The sequence below is a fragment of the Nocardioides marmoriginsengisoli genome, assembly GCF_003725695.1.
GTDB lineage: Bacteria > Actinomycetota > Actinomycetes > Propionibacteriales > Nocardioidaceae > Marmoricola > Marmoricola marmoriginsengisoli.
The window spans coordinates 278,473-295,610 of the sequence record NZ_RJSE01000009.1 but is presented as its reverse complement, the minus strand read 5'-3'; the positions used below and the strand labels follow the sequence as shown (position 1 = coordinate 295,610).

Annotated in this window: 14 protein-coding genes; 11 read left to right on the top strand and 3 right to left on the bottom strand. The window is 71.7% G+C overall.

Features of this window, described 5'->3' with window-relative positions:
• Positions 1–24: 24 nt before the first annotated feature.
• Genes recC through recD form a run of 3 tightly spaced genes read left to right on the top strand, consistent with a single transcriptional unit; the run spans position 25 to position 8,431 of the window.
• Positions 25–3,276 (top strand): exodeoxyribonuclease V subunit gamma, encoded by a 3,252-nt coding sequence (gene recC, locus EFK50_RS20010; protein WP_123229351.1) that lies wholly within the window; start codon positions 25–27, stop codon positions 3,274–3,276.
• Positions 3,273–6,623 carry a UvrD-helicase domain-containing protein gene (locus tag EFK50_RS20005; RefSeq protein WP_123229350.1) on the top strand — a complete coding sequence of 1,117 codons (3,351 nt, stop codon included), beginning with the start codon at positions 3,273–3,275 and terminating at the stop codon, positions 6,621–6,623. The genes recC and EFK50_RS20005 overlap by 4 nt, the downstream gene beginning before the upstream one ends.
• Positions 6,620–8,431, top strand: a complete 1,812-nt coding sequence (recD, locus tag EFK50_RS20000) for an exodeoxyribonuclease V subunit alpha (RefSeq protein WP_123229349.1) — start codon at positions 6,620–6,622, stop codon at positions 8,429–8,431. The genes EFK50_RS20005 and recD overlap by 4 nt, the downstream gene beginning before the upstream one ends.
• Before the next feature lie 19 nt (positions 8,432–8,450).
• On the opposite strand, the gene EFK50_RS19995 is transcribed toward recD, so the two are convergent.
• Entirely contained in the window at positions 8,451–9,332 is an 882-nt protein-coding gene (locus tag EFK50_RS19995; protein WP_123229348.1) for a M15 family metallopeptidase, read from the bottom strand.
• 72 nt (positions 9,333–9,404) lie between these two features.
• Here EFK50_RS19995 and EFK50_RS19990 point away from each other — a divergent pair, with 72 nt between their 5' ends.
• The gene (locus EFK50_RS19990) at positions 9,405–10,550 is read left to right on the top strand and encodes an acyl-CoA dehydrogenase family protein (RefSeq protein ID WP_123229347.1); all 1,146 of its coding nucleotides are present in this window, start codon (positions 9,405–9,407) and stop codon (positions 10,548–10,550) included.
• A gap of 97 nt (positions 10,551–10,647) precedes the next feature.
• Positions 10,648–11,331 (top strand): hypothetical protein, encoded by a 684-nt coding sequence (locus EFK50_RS19985; protein WP_123229346.1) that lies wholly within the window; start codon positions 10,648–10,650, stop codon positions 11,329–11,331.
• Here the strand turns inward: EFK50_RS19985 and EFK50_RS19980 are convergent.
• Positions 11,328–12,668 (bottom strand): cryptochrome/photolyase family protein, encoded by a 1,341-nt coding sequence (locus tag EFK50_RS19980; protein WP_123229345.1) that lies wholly within the window; start codon positions 12,666–12,668, stop codon positions 11,328–11,330. The two genes, EFK50_RS19985 and EFK50_RS19980, sit on opposite strands and share 4 nt — an antisense overlap.
• A 78-nt stretch (positions 12,669–12,746) precedes the next feature.
• Here EFK50_RS19980 and EFK50_RS19975 point away from each other — a divergent pair, with 78 nt between their 5' ends.
• The gene (locus EFK50_RS19975) at positions 12,747–13,382 is read left to right on the top strand and encodes an ACT domain-containing protein (RefSeq protein WP_123229344.1); all 636 of its coding nucleotides are present in this window, start codon (positions 12,747–12,749) and stop codon (positions 13,380–13,382) included.
• A 4-nt stretch (positions 13,383–13,386) separates the two neighbouring features.
• Here the strand turns inward: EFK50_RS19975 and EFK50_RS19970 are convergent, their stop codons facing one another.
• Positions 13,387–13,830 carry a nitroreductase family deazaflavin-dependent oxidoreductase gene (locus EFK50_RS19970; RefSeq protein ID WP_123229343.1) on the bottom strand — a complete coding sequence of 148 codons (444 nt, stop codon included), beginning with the start codon at positions 13,828–13,830 and terminating at the stop codon, positions 13,387–13,389.
• 63 nt (positions 13,831–13,893) lie between these two features.
• Here EFK50_RS19970 and EFK50_RS19965 point away from each other — a divergent pair, with 63 nt between their 5' ends.
• The 5 genes from EFK50_RS19965 (at position 13,894) to EFK50_RS19950 (ending at position 17,129) form a co-directional block, all read left to right on the top strand.
• Entirely contained in the window at positions 13,894–14,844 is a 951-nt protein-coding gene (locus EFK50_RS19965; RefSeq protein WP_123229342.1) for a 1,4-dihydroxy-2-naphthoyl-CoA synthase, read from the top strand.
• A 12-nt stretch (positions 14,845–14,856) separates the two neighbouring features.
• Positions 14,857–15,009: a hypothetical protein gene (locus EFK50_RS22380; RefSeq protein ID WP_183407935.1), complete on the top strand. Its 153-nt coding sequence runs from the start codon at positions 14,857–14,859 to the stop codon at positions 15,007–15,009.
• A 9-nt stretch (positions 15,010–15,018) separates the two neighbouring features.
• Positions 15,019–15,627 (top strand): hypothetical protein, encoded by a 609-nt coding sequence (locus EFK50_RS22560; RefSeq protein WP_221177491.1) that lies wholly within the window; start codon positions 15,019–15,021, stop codon positions 15,625–15,627.
• A 135-nt stretch (positions 15,628–15,762) separates the two neighbouring features.
• On the top strand, positions 15,763–16,305 hold the full coding sequence (locus EFK50_RS19955) for a hypothetical protein (protein WP_123229341.1): 543 nt from the start codon (positions 15,763–15,765) through the stop codon (positions 16,303–16,305).
• Positions 16,302–17,129 carry a nucleotidyl transferase AbiEii/AbiGii toxin family protein gene (locus EFK50_RS19950; RefSeq protein WP_221177490.1) on the top strand — a complete coding sequence of 276 codons (828 nt, stop codon included), beginning with the start codon at positions 16,302–16,304 and terminating at the stop codon, positions 17,127–17,129. Before EFK50_RS19955 ends, EFK50_RS19950 begins: the two co-directional genes overlap by 4 nt.
• Positions 17,130–17,138 lie beyond the last annotated feature (9 nt).

The window sequence follows — 17,138 nt, the reverse complement described above, 5'->3', positions numbered from 1 at the left end:
GGGCGGGCCCTCTAGGGTGACCGCGTGACGTTCCTGGTGCATCGGGCCGAGCGGGCCGACCTCCTGGCGGAGGGGCTCGCCGACCTGCTGCGCACCCCCCTTCCGGACCCGTTCGCGCGGGAGCTCGTCATCGTCCCGGCGCGGGGCGTCGAGCGTTGGCTCTCCCAGCGCCTCTCGCACCGCGTGGGGAACGGCGGCGGGCGCGGCGACGGGGTCTGCGCCGGCGTGGACTTCCGGTCGCCGGGGTCGCTGATCGCGGAAGTGCTCGGCACCCGGGACGAGGATCCGTGGTCGCCGGAGGCGCTGATGTGGCCGCTGCTCCGGGTCATCGACGACGCCCTCGGCGAGCCCTGGGCGAAGGTGCTGGCCGAGCACCTCGGTCACGACGTCCCCGGGGAAGAAGGCGACCTGCGCCGCGGCCGGCGGCTCGCGGTCGCGCGGCGGCTGGCCCGGTTGTTCGCGTCGTACGCCGTCCAGCGCCCGGCGATGCTCGCCGACTGGGAGGCCGGGGGATGCGGGGACGGTGGCGGCGGTGACCTCCCCGACGACCTCGCCTGGCAGCCTGAGCTCTGGCGCCGGAGCGTCGCCGCGATCGACCTGCCCAGCCCGGTCGTCCGGCACGCCGAGGTGGTCGCCGACCTGCGGGCGCGACGGCTGACCCTGGACCTGCCCGCCCGGATCTCCCTCTTCGGCCACACCCGCCTCAGCTCCACCGAGGCGGAGCTGCTCGCGGCGCTCGGCACCGACCGCGAGGTGCACCTCTGGCTGCCGCACCCGTCGGCGCCGCTCTGGGAGGCGCTCCGGTCGCAGCCGCTCACCGGCTGGCGGCGGGACGACGACAGCCACCTCCAGGTGGGTCACCCGCTCCTCGCCGCGATGGGCCGCGACATCCGGGAGACCGAGTCGGCGCTGCTCACCGCCGGAGCGGTGGAGGCGCCGGCACCGCCGGTCCTCCCGAGACCCGCGACGGTGCTCGGCCACCTCCAGGGCGACATCGCCGCCGACCGGGCCCCGACGCCGTGCGAGCACCAGGACGCCTCGGTCCAGGTGCACGCCTGCCACGGACCCGCACGCCAGGTCGAGGTGCTGCGCGAGGTCATCCTCGGCCTGCTCGCCGAGGACCCGACCCTGGAGCCCCGGGACATCCTGGTGATGTGCCCGGACATCGACGAGTACGCGCCGTTGATCAGCGGCGCCTTCGGGCTCGGTGACGCCGTCGCCGGCAGCCACCCCGGGCACCAGCTCCGGGTGATGCTCGCCGACCGCTCGGCCCAGCAGACCAACCCGCTGCTCGCGGTGCTCTCCCAGCTGGTCGACCTGGCCGACGGGCGGGCCGAGGCGAGCCGGGTGCTCGACCTGCTCGCCGCCGAGCCGGTACGCCGGCGGTTCGGGTTCAGCGAGTCCGACCTGGAGACGATGACCTCCTGGGTCGCCGAGTCGGGGATCCGCTGGGCCTGGGACGTCGAGGGCCGGCAGCGCTACGGGCTCGCGGACTTTCCCCAGAACACCTGGCGCTTCGGCCTGGACCGGATCCTCACCGGGGTCGCGCTCTCCGACGACTCGGGCCTGTGGCTGGGACCGACGCTGCCGCTCGACGACGTCTCCACCACCGACATCAGCCTGGCCGGCAGGTTCGCCGAGGCGATCGACCGGCTCGCCGCGCTGACCGCGGAGCTCGGCGGAGAGCACGACGTCACGCACTGGATGGACGTTCTCGCGGGCGGCGTCGAGCAGCTCGCCCAGGTGCCGCGCGACGACGAGTGGCAGGTCGCCCAGGTCCGTCGCGAGCTGGCCGGACTGGGGGTGGCCGCCGGGGACCGTCTCTCTCTCCGGCTCGCCGACATCCGGGCGCTGCTCGGCTCCCAGCTCGCCGGCCGGCCGACCCGGGCCAACTTCCGGACCGGGACGTTGACCGTCTGCACGATGACGCCGATGCGCTCGGTCCCGCACCGGGTCGTCTGCCTGCTCGGCCTCGACGACGGCGTCTTCCCCCGCGGCGGCTCGCTGGACGGCGACGACGTCCTCGCCCGGTTGCCGCGGGTCGGCGAGCGCGACGTGCGCAGCCAGGACCGGCAGCTGTTCCTGGACGCGATCATGGCGGCGACCGACACCCTGGTGATCACCTACACCGGGTTCAGCGAGTCCTCGGGGCTGGAACGGCCGCCGTCGGTGCCGTTGCGCGAGTTCCTCGACGTGGTCGAGCCGACCAGCCCGGCGTTCGAGGTGCGCCGACACCGGTCGCAGGCCTTCCACCCGGAGTACCTGGACGCCGCGAACGGCCCGGCCTTCTCCTTCGACCCGGACGCCGCGCGGGCAGCCCGCTCGGCAGCCGGCACCCGGACCCCGGTGGCCGCGCTGGCCTCGGTGGTTGCTGCACCGGCTCCGGCCGCCGACATCGATCTGGCCGAGCTGATCAGCGTAATCGGCAACCCGGTGCGCGGGTTCCTGCGCTTCCGGCTGGGGGTGGACCTCCCGCGCGAGGAGGACGAGGTCAGCGACTCGCTCCCGGTCGAGCTCGGCGGCCTGGCGCGCTGGCAGGTGGGCGACCGGATGCTCGCCGAGATGATCGCCGGTCGCGACCCCGCCGACGCGATGCAGGCCGAGTGGCGACGCGGCACGATGCCGCCGGGCCGGTTCGGGTGGCGCCAGACCGCGCAGCTCGCCGCCGCGGCCGCGCCGATCACCGAGATGTTCGCCGCGTCGACCCAGGGCATCGCGGCGAAGGCGTACGACGTGGACGTCGACCTCGGCGACGGCCGCCGCCTGCTCGGCACCGTTCCGGACCTCTACGACTCCCGGCTGGTGCGGGCCACCTTCTCCCGCCTGGGTGCCCGCCACCGGCTCGACACCTGGATCAGCCTGGTCGCCCTCTCGGCGTCCGTGCGGGGCGACTGGGTGGCGCGGATGATCGGGCGCTCCGCCGCCGGCGACGATCCGGTGCGGGCGACGTACGGGGTGGTCGTGGAGCCGGCCGCGGTGCTCGCCGACCTGGTGGCGTTCTACGACCTGGCGCTGCAGCGGGTGCTTCCGTACGCCGCCGAGACCTCGCGGCTGGCGGCCCGCTCGGCCACCTCGAGCCGGCCGGGCTGGATGGTGCAGCGCGAGCTGGGCGACCAGTGGCGCAAGGACAACGCCGGCATCGAGATGTCCACCGCGTGGGGACACCGCCCGAGCTGGGACGAGGTCACCGCCGAACCCGGGACGTCCGGCAGACCGCTCTTCGACGAGCTCGCCGACCGCGTGTGGAAGCACGCCCTGACGGCGGAGGTCGAATGAGCGACGACACGGTCGCCTCCTGGCCGACCTTCGACCTGGCAGGTCCGTTGCCGGGCATCGGGACGACGGTGCTGGAGGCGAGTGCCGGCACCGGCAAGACGTACGCCGTCGCCGCGCTGGCGACCCGGTTCGTCGCCGAGGACATCGCCCCGCTCGACCGGATGCTGGTGATCACCTTCAGCCGCGCCGCGACCCAGGAGCTGCGGGACCGGGTGCGGGAGCGGTTCGTGCACGCGGCCGAGGCGCTCGCCGACCCGGCGCGGGCACGTGTCTCCGGTGAGCGCGACATCGCGGTCCTGACCCGGGCCGCCGATGGCAGCGACCTGTCCGACGACGAGGTCGCCGTACGCCGGCGCCGACTCCTCGACGCGATCGCCAACTACGACGCGGCCACGATCGCGACCACCCACGAGTTCTGCCACGCGGTCCTGCGCTCGCTCGGCGTCGCCGGTTCGCTGGACGCCACCGAGACCCTTCGCGACGACCTCACCGAGCTGCGCGACGAGGTGGTCGACGATCGCTTCCTCGCGCTCTACGCCAACGAGCCGGTCGACCCGCCGGTCGACTACCGGACCGCGCGCAACGCCGCCCGCCGCGCGGTCGAGAGCAGTCATTCCGTCCTGCGCCCGATCGACCGCGAGGACCCCGAGGCGAAGGCACTGGTTGCGTTCGCCGAGGAGGTGCGCGGCGAGATCGAGCTCCGCAAGCGCCGCGCCGGGGTCTTCACCTTCGACGACATGCTGACCCGGCTGGCGAAGGCGGTGGCCCCGACCGAGGACGAGCCGACACCCCCGGCCGCCGAGCGGATGCGGGCGCGCTGGGACGTCGTCCTGGTCGACGAGTTCCAGGACACCGACCCGGTCCAGTGGGACGTGCTGCGGCACGCCTTCAGCACGGGGACCCGGCTGGTGCTGATCGGCGACCCCAAGCAGGCGATCTACGCGTTCCGCGGCGGTGACACCCCGACCTACCTGCGTGCCGTCCGGGACGCGACCGTGCAGACCCTCGGCACCAACTACCGCAGCGACGCCGCGGTCGTCGACGCCCTCCAGGCGCTCACCCGCGGAGCCGAGCTCGGCGACGAGCGGATCCGGGTGCACGAGGTGGCCGCGAAGCGGACCCGGTCCTCGCTCTCGGTCGGCGGCGGGGTCCGGCTGCGCCAGGTACGCCGCGACGGGTTCGCGCTGACCAAGTCCGGGACCATCAACATCGGCAAGGTCCGCGACCACATCGCCGCCGACCTGGCTGCCGACATCGCCCGGCAGCTGGCCGAGGGCGTCACCCTGGACGGCCGGCGGCTGGACCCCGGCGACATCGCGGTGCTGCTGCACTCGGTCAAGGACGACGCCCCGAGGATCCAGGCGGAGCTGGCGAAGCGCGGCATCCCGTCGGTGATCAACTCCGCCGAGAGCGTGATGAGCAGCGCGGCCGCGCAGCACTGGCTCCGGCTGCTGGAGGCGATGGAGAAGCCGCAGCTCCCGGGCCGGATCCGGGCCGCGGCGCTGACGCCCTTCTTCCCGGACACGCCCGAGGGGCTTCTCGTGGACGGCGACGACCGCACCGACGAGCTGGCCGAGCGGATCCGGAGCTGGCTCGACCTGCTCCGATCCCGGGGCGTCGCGGCGGTCACGAGCGCCGCGCACGCCGCCGGCCTGGCTCCCCGGGTGCTCGGCCAGCAGGGCGGCGAACGGGTCCTCACCGACCTCAACCACGTCGGCCAGCTGCTGCACGCAGCCGCCCAGGAGCACCGCCTCGGGATCAGCGGCCTGCTGGTCTGGCTGCGCGAGGCGGTGTCCGAGGGCAACCGCAACGACGCGCGCCGGCGCCGGCTCGACGTGGACGCCAAGGCGGTCCAGTTCGTGACCATCCACGGCTCGAAGGGCCTGGAGTACCCGGTCGTCTACCTGCCGCAGCTCTTCGACCGTCCGATCCGGGACTGGCCGACCGTGCACGCCTACCACGAGGGCGACGTGCCCTGCCTCGACCTCGCGGACAGCCCGCGGGCCAAGGCTGCTGCCCGCTCCGAGGAGGCCCAGGAGGAGCTGCGGCTCGCCTACGTGGCGCTGACGCGCGCCCGCGCCCAGGTGGTGGCGTGGTGGGCGCCGACCTACAACGGCCCGAACGGCGCCCTGACCCGGCTGATCTTCGGCCGCGGCCCCGGAGACGCGATCGTCCCCGACCGCGCCGCCTTCGGCCAGGACGACGACGAGGCCGACGCGGTCCTCGGCCGCTGGGCCGGCCTGGGCGCGTTCCGGGTCGAGGCGAGCCGCGTCGGCGACAGCACGGTCGAGCTCGCGGACCCGCCAGCGGCATTGTCCGAGCGCACCTTCGACCGGGACGTGGACGTCGAGTGGCGGCGGACGTCGTACAGCGGGCTGATCCGGGCCGAGGAGCTCGCCGGGCCGGCACCGCAGAGCGAGCCGGAGGCGCAGGGGACCGTCGACGAGGACGAGCCGGTGGAGGTCCCGGAGGTCACCGAGGACGCCGATGCCGGGTTCGATCCCGGACTGCTCTCCCCGATGAACGCGATGGCCGGGAGCGCCACCTTCGGCTCCCTGGTGCACGCGGTCCTGGAGCACACCGATCCGCAGGCCGCCGACCTGCGCGCCGAGCTGCTTGCGAAGGTGGAGGTCGAGCGACGGTGGTGGTCGGTGCCGTCGACCAGCGAGGAGCTGGCCGATGCGCTGCTGCCGATGCAGCACACGTCGCTCGGACCGCTGGCCGACAACCTGACGCTGACCCGGATCGGTACGGCGGACCGGCTCTGCGAGCTGGACTTCGAGATCCCGATGGCCGGTGGGGACCTGGACGCCGGACCGGACCGCGGGCTCCCGCTGGCGGCGTTCGCCGACGCGTTGCGGAGGCACCTCCCCGAGGACGACCCGATCCGCCCGTACGCCGACAAGCTGGAGGCTCCGGGGCTCGGCGACCAGGTACTGCGCGGCTACCTGAGCGGCTCGATCGACGTGGTGCTGCGGGTCCCCGGATCGGTCGGCCCGCGCTACGTCGTGGTCGACTACAAGACCAACACGCTCGGCGAGCCCGGCCGGCCGCAGTCGGCCTGGGACTACGCGCCGGACAAGGTGACGGCGTCGATGCTGCACTCGCACTACCCGCTGCAGTCGTTGCTGTACTCGGTGGTCCTGCACCGCTACCTGCGCTGGCGGCAGCCGGACTACGACCCGGAGACGCACCTCGGCGGCGTGCTCTACCTCTACGTCCGCGGCATGGTCGGCGCCGAGACTCCCGAGGTCGACGGCGTGCCGTGCGGTGTCTTCTCGTGGCGGCCGCCGGTGGCCCTGGTGCTGGCACTCTCCGCGATCCTCGACGGGGAGGCGGACCGATGAGCCCGATACCCGAGGTCGCGGCGGCCGGCCCCGACCCGTACGCCCGGCGGATCGCGCAGCGGGCTCCGAGCCTGCTGGGCGTGTTCAACCGTGCCGGGGTGCTCGAGGCGTCCGACGTGCACGTCGCCGTCCGGCTCGGCGCACTCGGGGACGAGGCCGACGAGACGGTCCTGCTCGCGGTGGCCCTCGCGGTCCGGGCGGCCCGGCTCGGTGCCGTCTGCGTCGACCTGAGCGCGGCCCCCGACCAGCCGCTGGAGCTGCTCGACGAGGTGACCTGGCCCGACCCGGCCGGCTGGCGGGACGCGGTCGCGGCCAGTCCGCTGACCGCGCGCGGGGTCCTGCGGCACGAGGGCGACCTGCTCTACCTCGATCGCCACTGGCGCGAGGAGCGCCAGGTCTGCGACGACCTGCTGGCCCGGCTGGCGCGGCGCGCCCCCGAGGTGGACGAGGCGGTGCTCGCTGCGGCGGTTCCGCGGCTCTTCCCCGACGGCTGGGACCAGCAGCGCGACGCGGCGCTCGCGGCGGCGCGGCGCTGGACCACCGTGCTGACCGGCGGACCCGGCACCGGGAAGACCGCGTCGGTGGCCCGAATGGTGGCGCTGATCGCCGAGCAGCTCGAGCTCGACGCTGACCGGGCGCCCCGGATCGCGCTGGCCGCGCCCACCGGCAAGGCGGCCGCCCGGTTGCAGGAGTCGGTCGCGCGCGAGGCGGCCGGTCTCGACCCGGTCGACCGGGCCCGGCTCGCCGACCTGCGGGCCAGCACCCTGCACCGGTTGCTCGGCTGGCGACCGGACAGCGGCACCCGGTTCCGGCACCATCGCGAGAACCCGCTCTCGTACGACGTCGTGGTGGTCGACGAGGTCTCGATGGTCTCGCTCTCCCAGATGGCCCGCCTCCTCGAGGCGGTCCGGCCGACCACTCGGCTGATCCTGGTCGGCGATGCCGATCAGCTCGCGTCCGTCGAGGCCGGCGCCGTGCTCGCCGACCTGGTGAACGGGTTCGCGGGGTCGGCCGACTCGCCGGTGCTCCGGCTGACCCAGACCCACCGGACCAAGGCCGGGGCCGCCGGTGCGGAGCTCGACGCGCTCGCCGACGCCCTGCGCCAGGGGGACGCCGACCTCGCCTTCGACCTGCTCACCTCGGGGACCGACGCGGTCCGGCTCGTCGATCCCGCCGACCAGGAGCAGCTGGCCGGGGTCCGGGCCGAGGTGACCGACGCGGCGTACGCGGTCACTCGCCGGGCGCTGGCCTTCGCCGACCCGGAGGACCGGGTCCCGCTGACCGACCTGCTCGACGAGCACCGGCTGCTGTGCGCCCACCGCGAGGGCCCGTTCGGGGTGAGCAGCTGGAACCGTCAGGTCGAGCACCTGCTCGCCGAGCGCGCGGACGTGGCCCACCTCGACGAGTGGTACCCGGGACGCCCGATCCTGGTGACCGCCAACGACCGCGGGCTCGGGGTCTCCAACGGGGACATCGGCGTCGTGGCGCGGATGCCCGACGGCCGGCTCCGGGTGGTGGTCCGGACCGGGACCGAGGTCAAGCTGTTCGCCCCGACCCGGCTCAGCGGCATCGAGACCGTCTACGCGATGACGGTGCACAAGAGCCAGGGATCCGAGGCGCGGGCGGTCACCGTGGTGCTGCCGCCGGAGGATTCCGCGCTGCTGACCCGCGAGCTGTTCTACACCGCGGTCACCCGGGCCAAGGAGAAGGTCACGATCGTCGGCACCGAGGCCGCCCTGCGCGCGGCGATCGGCCGCCAGGTGCAGCGCGCCTCGGGTCTCGCGGAACGGCTCGGCGGGTCGAGCTGACCCACGTCAGCCGCCGGACTCAGCCGCCGGACCGGGAGAAGTGCTGCAGGTCCTTCAGTGATCGCCAGGTGCCGCCCCAGGTCCAGCCGATCGCGGTGAACGCGCGCACGACCGGGCCGTCGGGCAGGATCATCCCGGGACGCTTCCAGGTCCGGTCGGTGTAGGAGCCGGCCAGCTCGGGAAGCACCAGACTGCCCTTCTGATAAGGGTTCTGGAACGGGTTGACGTCGACGGCCAGCCCGTAGGCGTGCTGGCTGTACGTCGTCGCGCCGCGCACCGGGCGGCAGTTGAACGAGCCGGTGTCGTTGCCGTCCCCGGTCGGCGGCGCGGTCTGCTCCGCCTTCGTGGTGATCCGCATCTGCTCGATCGGGAAGCGGTCGTCGTACAGGGACCGGAAGACCGCGACGAGGTCGGTGGCGGCAGCGCTGTTCACGAGGAGCTCGCCGGTGTGACGCCGGTCGTCGAAGCCCCAGAAGGTCAGCCGGATCCAGGCGAGGTCGGTGGCCGCGACCGGGCACCCGGGAGCCCAGGTGGAGCGGGCGATCACCGCGGCCGGTGCCGGGTCGGCGATCCTCGAGGCGAAGCCGGTGCCGGGCAGCTCGGGCATCGTGTCCGGCAGGGTGAAGCGCCGTTCCCGGAGCGCCCGCGGGGTCGGGCGCTGCACGCCGAAGCCTGCCTCCGTCACCGGCAGCACCCGGGTGCCGAGCCACGGCGGCGGCCGGGTCCCGGGAGCCGGGGTGGTGGACGTCGTCGCGGGCGCCGACGGGACCGGCGCGCTCGTGGTCGCGCTCGTGGTCGTGACCGGCGGCACGGTGGCCGGCGGCTCGGTGGCGGGTGACCCGGTGGCGCCGCACCCGGCCAGGACGGCGGCGACCGCGACGAGAGCCAGGTACCTGCGCACAACACCGACGTTAGCGCTGCTGTGAGCGAGGGCACGTACTCACGAGTAGTCGGCGGAACTACGATGGCGCGCATGGAGCGCACGATCTACGACGATGACCACGAAGCCTTCCGTTCCTCCGTGAAGGAGTTCCTCGACCGCGAGGTGGTCCCGAACGTCGAGGAGCACGCCGAGGCGCACGCCCTTCCGCGGGACTTCTGGCTCGGCGCCGGCAAGCAGGGCTTCCTCGGCCTGGAGATCCCCGAGGAGTTCGGCGGCGCGGAGGCCGGTGACTACCGGTTCAACGCAGTCCTCACCGAGGAGATGGCCAAGGTCAACATGGCGCTCGCCTCCTGCGTCGGCATCCACGCCGACATCGTGGCGCCGTACCTGGTGCACCTGACCAACGACGAGCAGCGCAAGCGCTGGCTCCCGGGCTACGCCGCCGGCGAGATCCTCGGCGCGATCGGGATGACCGAGCCCAGCGTGGGCTCCGACCTGGCCAACCTGAAGACCACCGCGGTCCGCGACGGCGACGACTGGGTGATCAACGGCTCGAAGACCTTCATCACGAACGGCTTCAGCGCCGACCTGGTCGTGGTCGCGGCACGCACCGCGCCGGAGAAGAAGGCGAAGGGCATCTCGCTGTTCGGCGTCGACACCACCAAGGAGGGCTTCTCCCTCGGCCGCAAGCTCGACAAGGTCGGCCAGCCCGAGTCGGACACCGCGGAGCTCGCCTTCACCAACGTCCGGGTCAGCAACGACGACCTGATCGGCCCGCTCGACACCGGCTTCATCTCGATGATGCAGTTCCTGCCGCAGGAGCGCCTCAACTGCGCCATCGCGAACGTCGCGCACGCCAAGCAGATCCTGGCCGAGACAGTCCAGTACGCCCACGACCGCAAGGCGTTCGGCCAGTCGATCGGCAACTTCCAGTGGAACAAGTTCCTGCTGGCCGAGCAGGTCACCAAGATCGAGGTCACCGAGGCCTGGCTCGACCAGTGCGTGCTCGCGCACACCAAGGGCAAGCTCACCGCGACCGACGCGGCCAAGGCGAAGTACTGGACCTCGCAGGTGCAGAACGAGGTCATCGACCACTGCGTCCAGGTCCACGGCGGCTACGGCTACATGAACGAGTACCGGGTCGCTCGCGCCTGGCGGGACGCTCGGGTCACCAAGATCTGGGCCGGCTCGAACGAGATCATGAAGGAGCTCATCGGCCGCGACCTGGGCTTCTGAGCCCTCTAGGCCATTCTCCGGATTCCTGGTGGGGCGTCCCCGCAACCGCGTAGCGTCGCCCTCACCTCCCTGGAACCTGACCGGAATTGCGCCCTAGATGACCGTGTCGAGCAAGCACAAGCACGCCCGCAGACGCGCCCCCGCGCGCCTGCCGGGCACGCCTGTCCGGGTGCTCGTCGCGGTCGTCGCGGTGGCCGGTGCGGCCCTGCTGCTGCGGCTCGTCCTCGGGGGCGAGGATGCCGCCGACGACGGGCAGACGCCGGTCGGGGCCGCGCTGACCACGGTCGGCAACACCTGGAAGACGGCGGCCGGTGACTCCTACCGGCTCACGATCACCCCGATCAACGAGCCGGTCAACGTCGGTTCGAACGACGGCTGCGTGCCGGCCCCGAGGGCGGGGCGGACCAACCTGCGCTTCACGGTGCGGATCGACAACGAGGGCGCCGCGCCGGCCCAGGTGCCCCGTCTCGAGTTCGGCGCGAACGTGACCGCGGCCGGAGCGGTCAGCCCGGGACTCACCTTCACCAAGGCGTCCAAGGCGATCGCGATCACGCCGCAGCGGAAGGCCCGCGACTGCGCTGCCGCCGCACGGGTCAACAAGGGCGACGACGAGATCGCGCCGGCGAGCGCAGCGATCTACACTGGCCTGATCGGCGGCATCAAGACTCCGGTCGGCGCCGGTCTGTCGCTGATCGTCCGCTACGAGTACGCCGACCCCGGCGGTCCGGGCGGGAGCAGCACCAAGGACCTGGTGGCCCGCTTCCCGAAGGTCGCCGGCTAGCCGCGGGCGGCGTACCGGTCCAGCGCGGTGCGGCGCTCCTGGTCGTGGTCGACGATCCGCCTCGGGTAGTCGCCCTCGTAGCCGGTCGGGTGCTTCCACGGCTCGTGCGCGGCGGCGCCGGGCAGGTGGGCGAGCTCGGGGACCCACCGCCGGACGTAGTCGCCGTCCGGGTCGAACTTCCTGCCCTGGGTCACCGGGTTGAAGACCCGGAAGTACGGCGACGCGTCGGTGCCGGTGCCCGCGACCCACTGCCAGCCGTGGCAGTTCGACGCGAGGTCGCCGTCGACGAGGCAGTCGAGGAAGTGCCGCGCGCCGACCGGCCACCAGGTGTGCAGGTCCTTGGCGAGGAAGCTGCCGGTGATCATCCGGACCCGGTTGTGCATCCAGCCCTGGTGACGCAGCTGCCGCATCCCGGCGTCCACGATCGGGTAGCCGGTCCGTCCCTCCCGCCACGCTAGGACGGCGTCCGGGGCATCGTCGTAGTCGATCGCCAGCGGTCGCAGGTCGGCCCAGGCGGAGTCCGGGCGGTGCCAGAGCACGTCGGCGTAGAAGTCCCGCCAGGCGAGCTCGGTGCTGAAGCGGTCCGTCCCGGGGGAGCCCGGGCCGAGGTCGGCGAGCAGCGTCCTCGGGTGGATCGCGCCGACCTTGAGGTACGGCGACAGCCGGGAGGTGGCGTCCTCGGCCGGCAGGTCCCGGGCGGTGTCGTAGTCGGCGAGATCGGCGTCCCGGAACTCCCGCCAGCGGGCCAGGGCCGCGGCGCTGCCGGCGGCGGGCAGCACGATCGGTGACTCCTCGATCGCCCGGGCGAGCAGCGCGGCGGCGGCCGGATCCGCGTCGGCCGACACCCAGGCGACGTCCGGTGCCGCCGTCGGCTGGTCCCACCCGGTCCCGCGCCAGGCCCGGGAGAACGGGGTGAAGACCTGGTACGGCTCGCCCTTCAGCGTGCGCACCGTCCCCGGATCGACCGCGTACGGCGTCCCGAGGCCGACCCGTCCGACCCCGGCGGCGTCGAGGGCCGCGGCGACCCGGCGGTCGCGGGCGAGTCCGTACGGCGTCGTCTCCCGGGTCAGGTGGACCGAGTCGGCACCCGCCTCCCGCGCGGTGGCCGGGACGACGGCCGCCGGGTCGCCGTACCGGATCACCAGGTTGCCGCCGGTCTCTGCGTCGAGAGCGAGCACCGAGGCGGCGATCCAGGCCCGGCGTACCGGCCCTGCGGACTCCCAGAGCCGCGGATCGACCACGAAGAGGCCGAGGACGGGGCCTGCCTCGGCCGCCGCAGCGAGCGCCGGGTGGTCGGCCAGGCGCAGATCGCGGCGAAACCACAGCAACGTCGTCACCGACCGAGACTAGACGCTCCCGGGGCGCGGGACTGAGACGAAACCCGGGCGAAACCGTCGTTGGCTAGGGTCGAAGCCATGTCGTACCTGCTGCGCGTCGAACTTCCCGACGTCCCTGGTTCCCTGGGGCGGCTGGCGAGTGCCATCGGTGACGCGGGGGCGAACATCGAGGCCCTCGAGATCGTCGCGAAGGATCCGGTCGGCGGCATCGCCATCGACGACGTGTTCATCGCGGCCGACGGGATCATGCCGGACAGCATCGTCTCGGCGTGCACCGCGCTCGACGGGGTGAAGGTGCTCTGGATCTCCCGGTACGCCGCCGGCGGCAACCTCTTCATGGACCTGGAGGCCGTCGAGGCGATGACCCAGGACCCGACGGTCGCGATCGAGAAGCTGGTCAACGCGGTGCCGGACGTCTTCCGGGTCGACTGGGGCCTGCACATGACCCGCACCGGCGACGGAGCCGCGATCGTGCACGGGACCGTCTCCGCGCCGACCGAGGTGCCGAGCGGGGTCCGCTGGCCGGAGAACCTCGAGAAGGCTCAGGTCATCGACGTGGCGGAGTGGTCCGAGCTGGTCGTCGCGGCGTCACCGCTCAGCGCCGACGAGCTCGTGGTGGTCGGCCGTCGCGGCGGTCCCGAGTTCCTCGACTCCGAGATCGCAAGGCTCGCTCATCTCGTGGCCATGGCGGCTTCCCTCCGCCGCAACGCTTAGACCGTCAGCTCGTCGGTTCGAGCAGGAAGACCGGGATCTCGCGCTCGGTCTTCTTCTGGTACGACGCGTAGGTCGACCAGGTGTCGACCGCGTGCTGCCACCAGTCGGCGCGCTCGTCGCCGGTGAGGACGCGGACGCTGTAGGTCTTCTTGACCGGACCGTCCTGGAGGTCGACCTCGGGGTGGGCGACGAAGTTGTAGTACCACTCGGGCTGGTCGTCGGCTCCGCCCTTCGAGGCGATCGCGACGTACTTGCCGTCGCGCTCGACCCGCATCACCGGGTTCTTGCGCAGGTTGCCGGACTTCGCGCCGACCGAGGTGATCACCACGATCGGGTGCGGGCCGCCCTGCAACGTGTTCGCCTCGGCGCCGTTGGAGGCCTCGAAGGCGGCGACCTGATCGCGGACCCAGCCCGCCTTGCTGGGGACGTACGTTCCTTGAAGAGTCATACCGCTCACAACAGCACGCTGCCGGCGAAGATTCCAGAGAGCAGCACCGATAGCCTCAGCGGCATGAGTGCTCTTGACGGCGTCAGCGACATCTTCGACCCGGCCGACTGGGACGAGGTCCCCGGCTTCGAGGATCTGACCGATCTCACCTACCACCGCGCCAAGGAGCACGGCACGGTCCGGATCGCTTTCGACCGCCCGGACGTGCTCAACGCCTTCCGACCGCACACGGTCGACGAGCTGCTGCGCACCCTGGAGCACGCCCGTACGTCGGGTGACGTCGGCTGCGTGCTGCTGACCGGCAACGGGCCGAGCACCAAGAACGGGAAGCACGCGTTCTGCACCGGCGGCGACCAGCGGATCCGCGGCAAGGCCGGCTACCAGTACGAGACCGCCGGGACGGAGGCGCGAACCGGGAGCGACGCGGGCGCGCCCCCCAACCCGATCGACCAGGCCAAGATGGCCCGGCTGCACATCCTCGAGTGCCAGCGGCTGATCCGGTTCATGCCAAAGGTCGTGATCAGCCTGGTCAACGGCTGGGCGGCCGGCGGGGGGCACTCGCTGCACGTGGTCAGCGACCTCACCCTGGCGAGCGCCGAGCACGGCCGGTTCAAGCAGACCGACGCCGACGTGGGTTCGTTCGACGGCGGCTTCGGGTCGGCGTACCTCGCGCGCCAGGTGGGTCAGAAGATCGCCCGCGAGATCTTCTTCCTGGGCCAGGAGTACTCCGCCGACGAGGGCGTCCGGATGGGCACCGTCAACCGCGCCGTCCCGCACGCCGAGCTGGAGAAGACCGGCCTGGAGTGGGGCCGGATCATCAACGGCAAGAGCCCGACCGCGCAGCGGATGCTGAAGTACTCGTTCAACCTGATCGACGACGGCCTGGTCGGCCAGCAGCTCTTCGCGGGCGAGACCACCCGGCTCGCGTACATGACCGAGGAGGCCCAGGAGGGTCGCGACCAGTTCCTCGAGAAGCGCGACCCGGACTGGTCGCCGTACCCCTGGTACTACTGATTCGACATCTACATGATCGGCGACATCAACATCGAGGCCGACGAACCGTGGGCCGACGTTCCAACACCCGCGCTGGCCTTCTCGCACGAAACGGTGGAGCTGATGGCGCAGCTTGGCTGCCATCTCGACGTTGATCAATACGTCGGCGCTCCGGACGACGAGTAGCGTCCGACTGTGCTGCTGCATGAACTCTGGGACGACCCTGAGGACGAAGGCCGATACACGTTCTGTCTGAGCGGTCTGCGCGGTGCCGATGCGCGCGCATTGCTCTCCTCGTCGGCGAGGCTCGTCTGGACGGTCGAGGCGGCGAGCCACTTCGACGCGATGACGGCCTACTACGAGCACCAGGGTTGGGGTGTCTATACGACCGACCAGGAGTGGGATCACAAAACGTACGTCGAGCACGGATGGGAGAACGACGGTCAACCAGCTCGCGGCGCCGAGTCGCAGGCCGCCCATCTCACTCGGATGCTCAGGCGCAGCGGCGATCCGCTCTTTGCGCGCATCAGGGATCTGCTGCCTGAGTGCGGCGTCGATGTCGAGACGGTGGTCCTTGCCCAGTTCTTCCCGGACGACGGCGATCAGGAGTTCGGTGTGCTCGTCACTACCGAGCGCGAGGTGTTCACGTTCGTCCTCTACATGGGCCGCCGCGGCGACCTCAAGGCCCAGCTTCAGTCGTCGAAGATCGGTGATTGGAATGACATCACCCGCACGTGGGAGACGTCGGCCTACCGGAGATACGTGAAAGAAGCCCTCGCACTGCCGGAGGGATGGGATCAATGACCGTTAGCGATCTCCGACTGGATGGCGAGTCGACCATCGACCGCTCGACTTGTCCCGACTGCGGAACGGACTACTTGCTGCTCAAGAGCTAAGCTGACTCTGTCACAACACTACCGTTTTCGGTATAGTTGTGACATGGCCGCTGAGGTGAAGTACCGGGACATCGTGCGCGAGATCGCGCTCGATCAGTACGGCTACGTCACGACCAAGCAGGCGGCCGAGGCCGGGGTTCCCGCCGTCGAGCTTCCCAAGCTTGCTGCTCGTGGCGGTCTGAACAACGTCGCCTATGGGCTCTATCGAGTGCCGGATGCTCCTACCAGCGCGTTCGATCAGTTCGCCGAGGCGCTACTACGCGCGGGTGAGGGGTCGTACCTCCATGGAGACTCGGTGCTCGCCTTGTTCGGGCTCGCCGATGTGAACCCTCGACGGATCAGGGTCGCCGTTCGGAAGCGCACGCGGCCGAAGCTGCCGCCGTTCATCGACCTGACGCGGGTGAAGGACGATGTCACCACCACGCTGTATGAAGGCCTGAGGTCGCAACGTGTTGCGGACGCGATCCTCGAATGCCGCGGGCGCATCGAGCGGAGCCGGCTGATGGATGCTGCTGAGGAAGCGCGAAAGGAAGGTCTGATGACCACCAAGGAGTGGCAGCGGGTCAGGAAGGAACTTCGATCGTGAGCTACGCCGATGTGCCGAACAGCGTCCGGTCGTTGGAGCAGCGCATCCGCAACCTCGAGAGCAGCGAGGAACTCGCCGTTCGGCGACGCGTCGGCATGGCGCTCGTCGTGGTCGGCCAAATGCTTCCCGAGGGAGCCATCAAGGGCGGCAGCGCGATGGCGCTTCGCTACGGCCGCGGCACTCGGTTCACCCAGGATCTCGACGCGGCTCGCGTGCAGCCGCTGGCTCGGTTCCGCAGCGACTTCGAGGACTCGCTGGCTGCCGGATGGGCGGGCTTCACCGGCAGGCTAATCGAGAGGGCTGCACCGCGGCCTACCGGCGTGCCAACGGCGTACGTCATGCAGCCGTTCAACGTGAAGCTTGACTACCGCGGCCGACCTTGGTGCACCGTGAAGTTCGAGCTCGGACACAACGAGATCGGCGATGCGGAGGAACCGGAGTACCAGCTCGCGGACGGCTTGGCCCAGCTCTTCACCGAGGTTGGCCTCGAAGTGCCCAAGCCGGTGCCGGTGATGCGGGCCGATCACCAGGTCGCCCAGAAGCTGCATGCGGTCTCGGACCCTGGCAGCGAGCGATCGCGCGACCTCGTCGACCTTCAGCTGCTCGACAAGGGCGAAGACCTCGACCTCGCGCAGGTCAAGGCCACGTGCGTCCGGCTCTTCGCGTACCGGCGCCAGCAGCTATGGCCGCCGACCATCGAGACTGGTGCCGGTTGGGACACGCTGTATGAGGCCGCGATCGAGGACATAGACGTACTGCCTGACGTGGGTGCCGCCGTGGCCTGGGTCAACGAGTTCGTGCAGCGCATCGCGGCTGGTGCATAGCCGCATTGT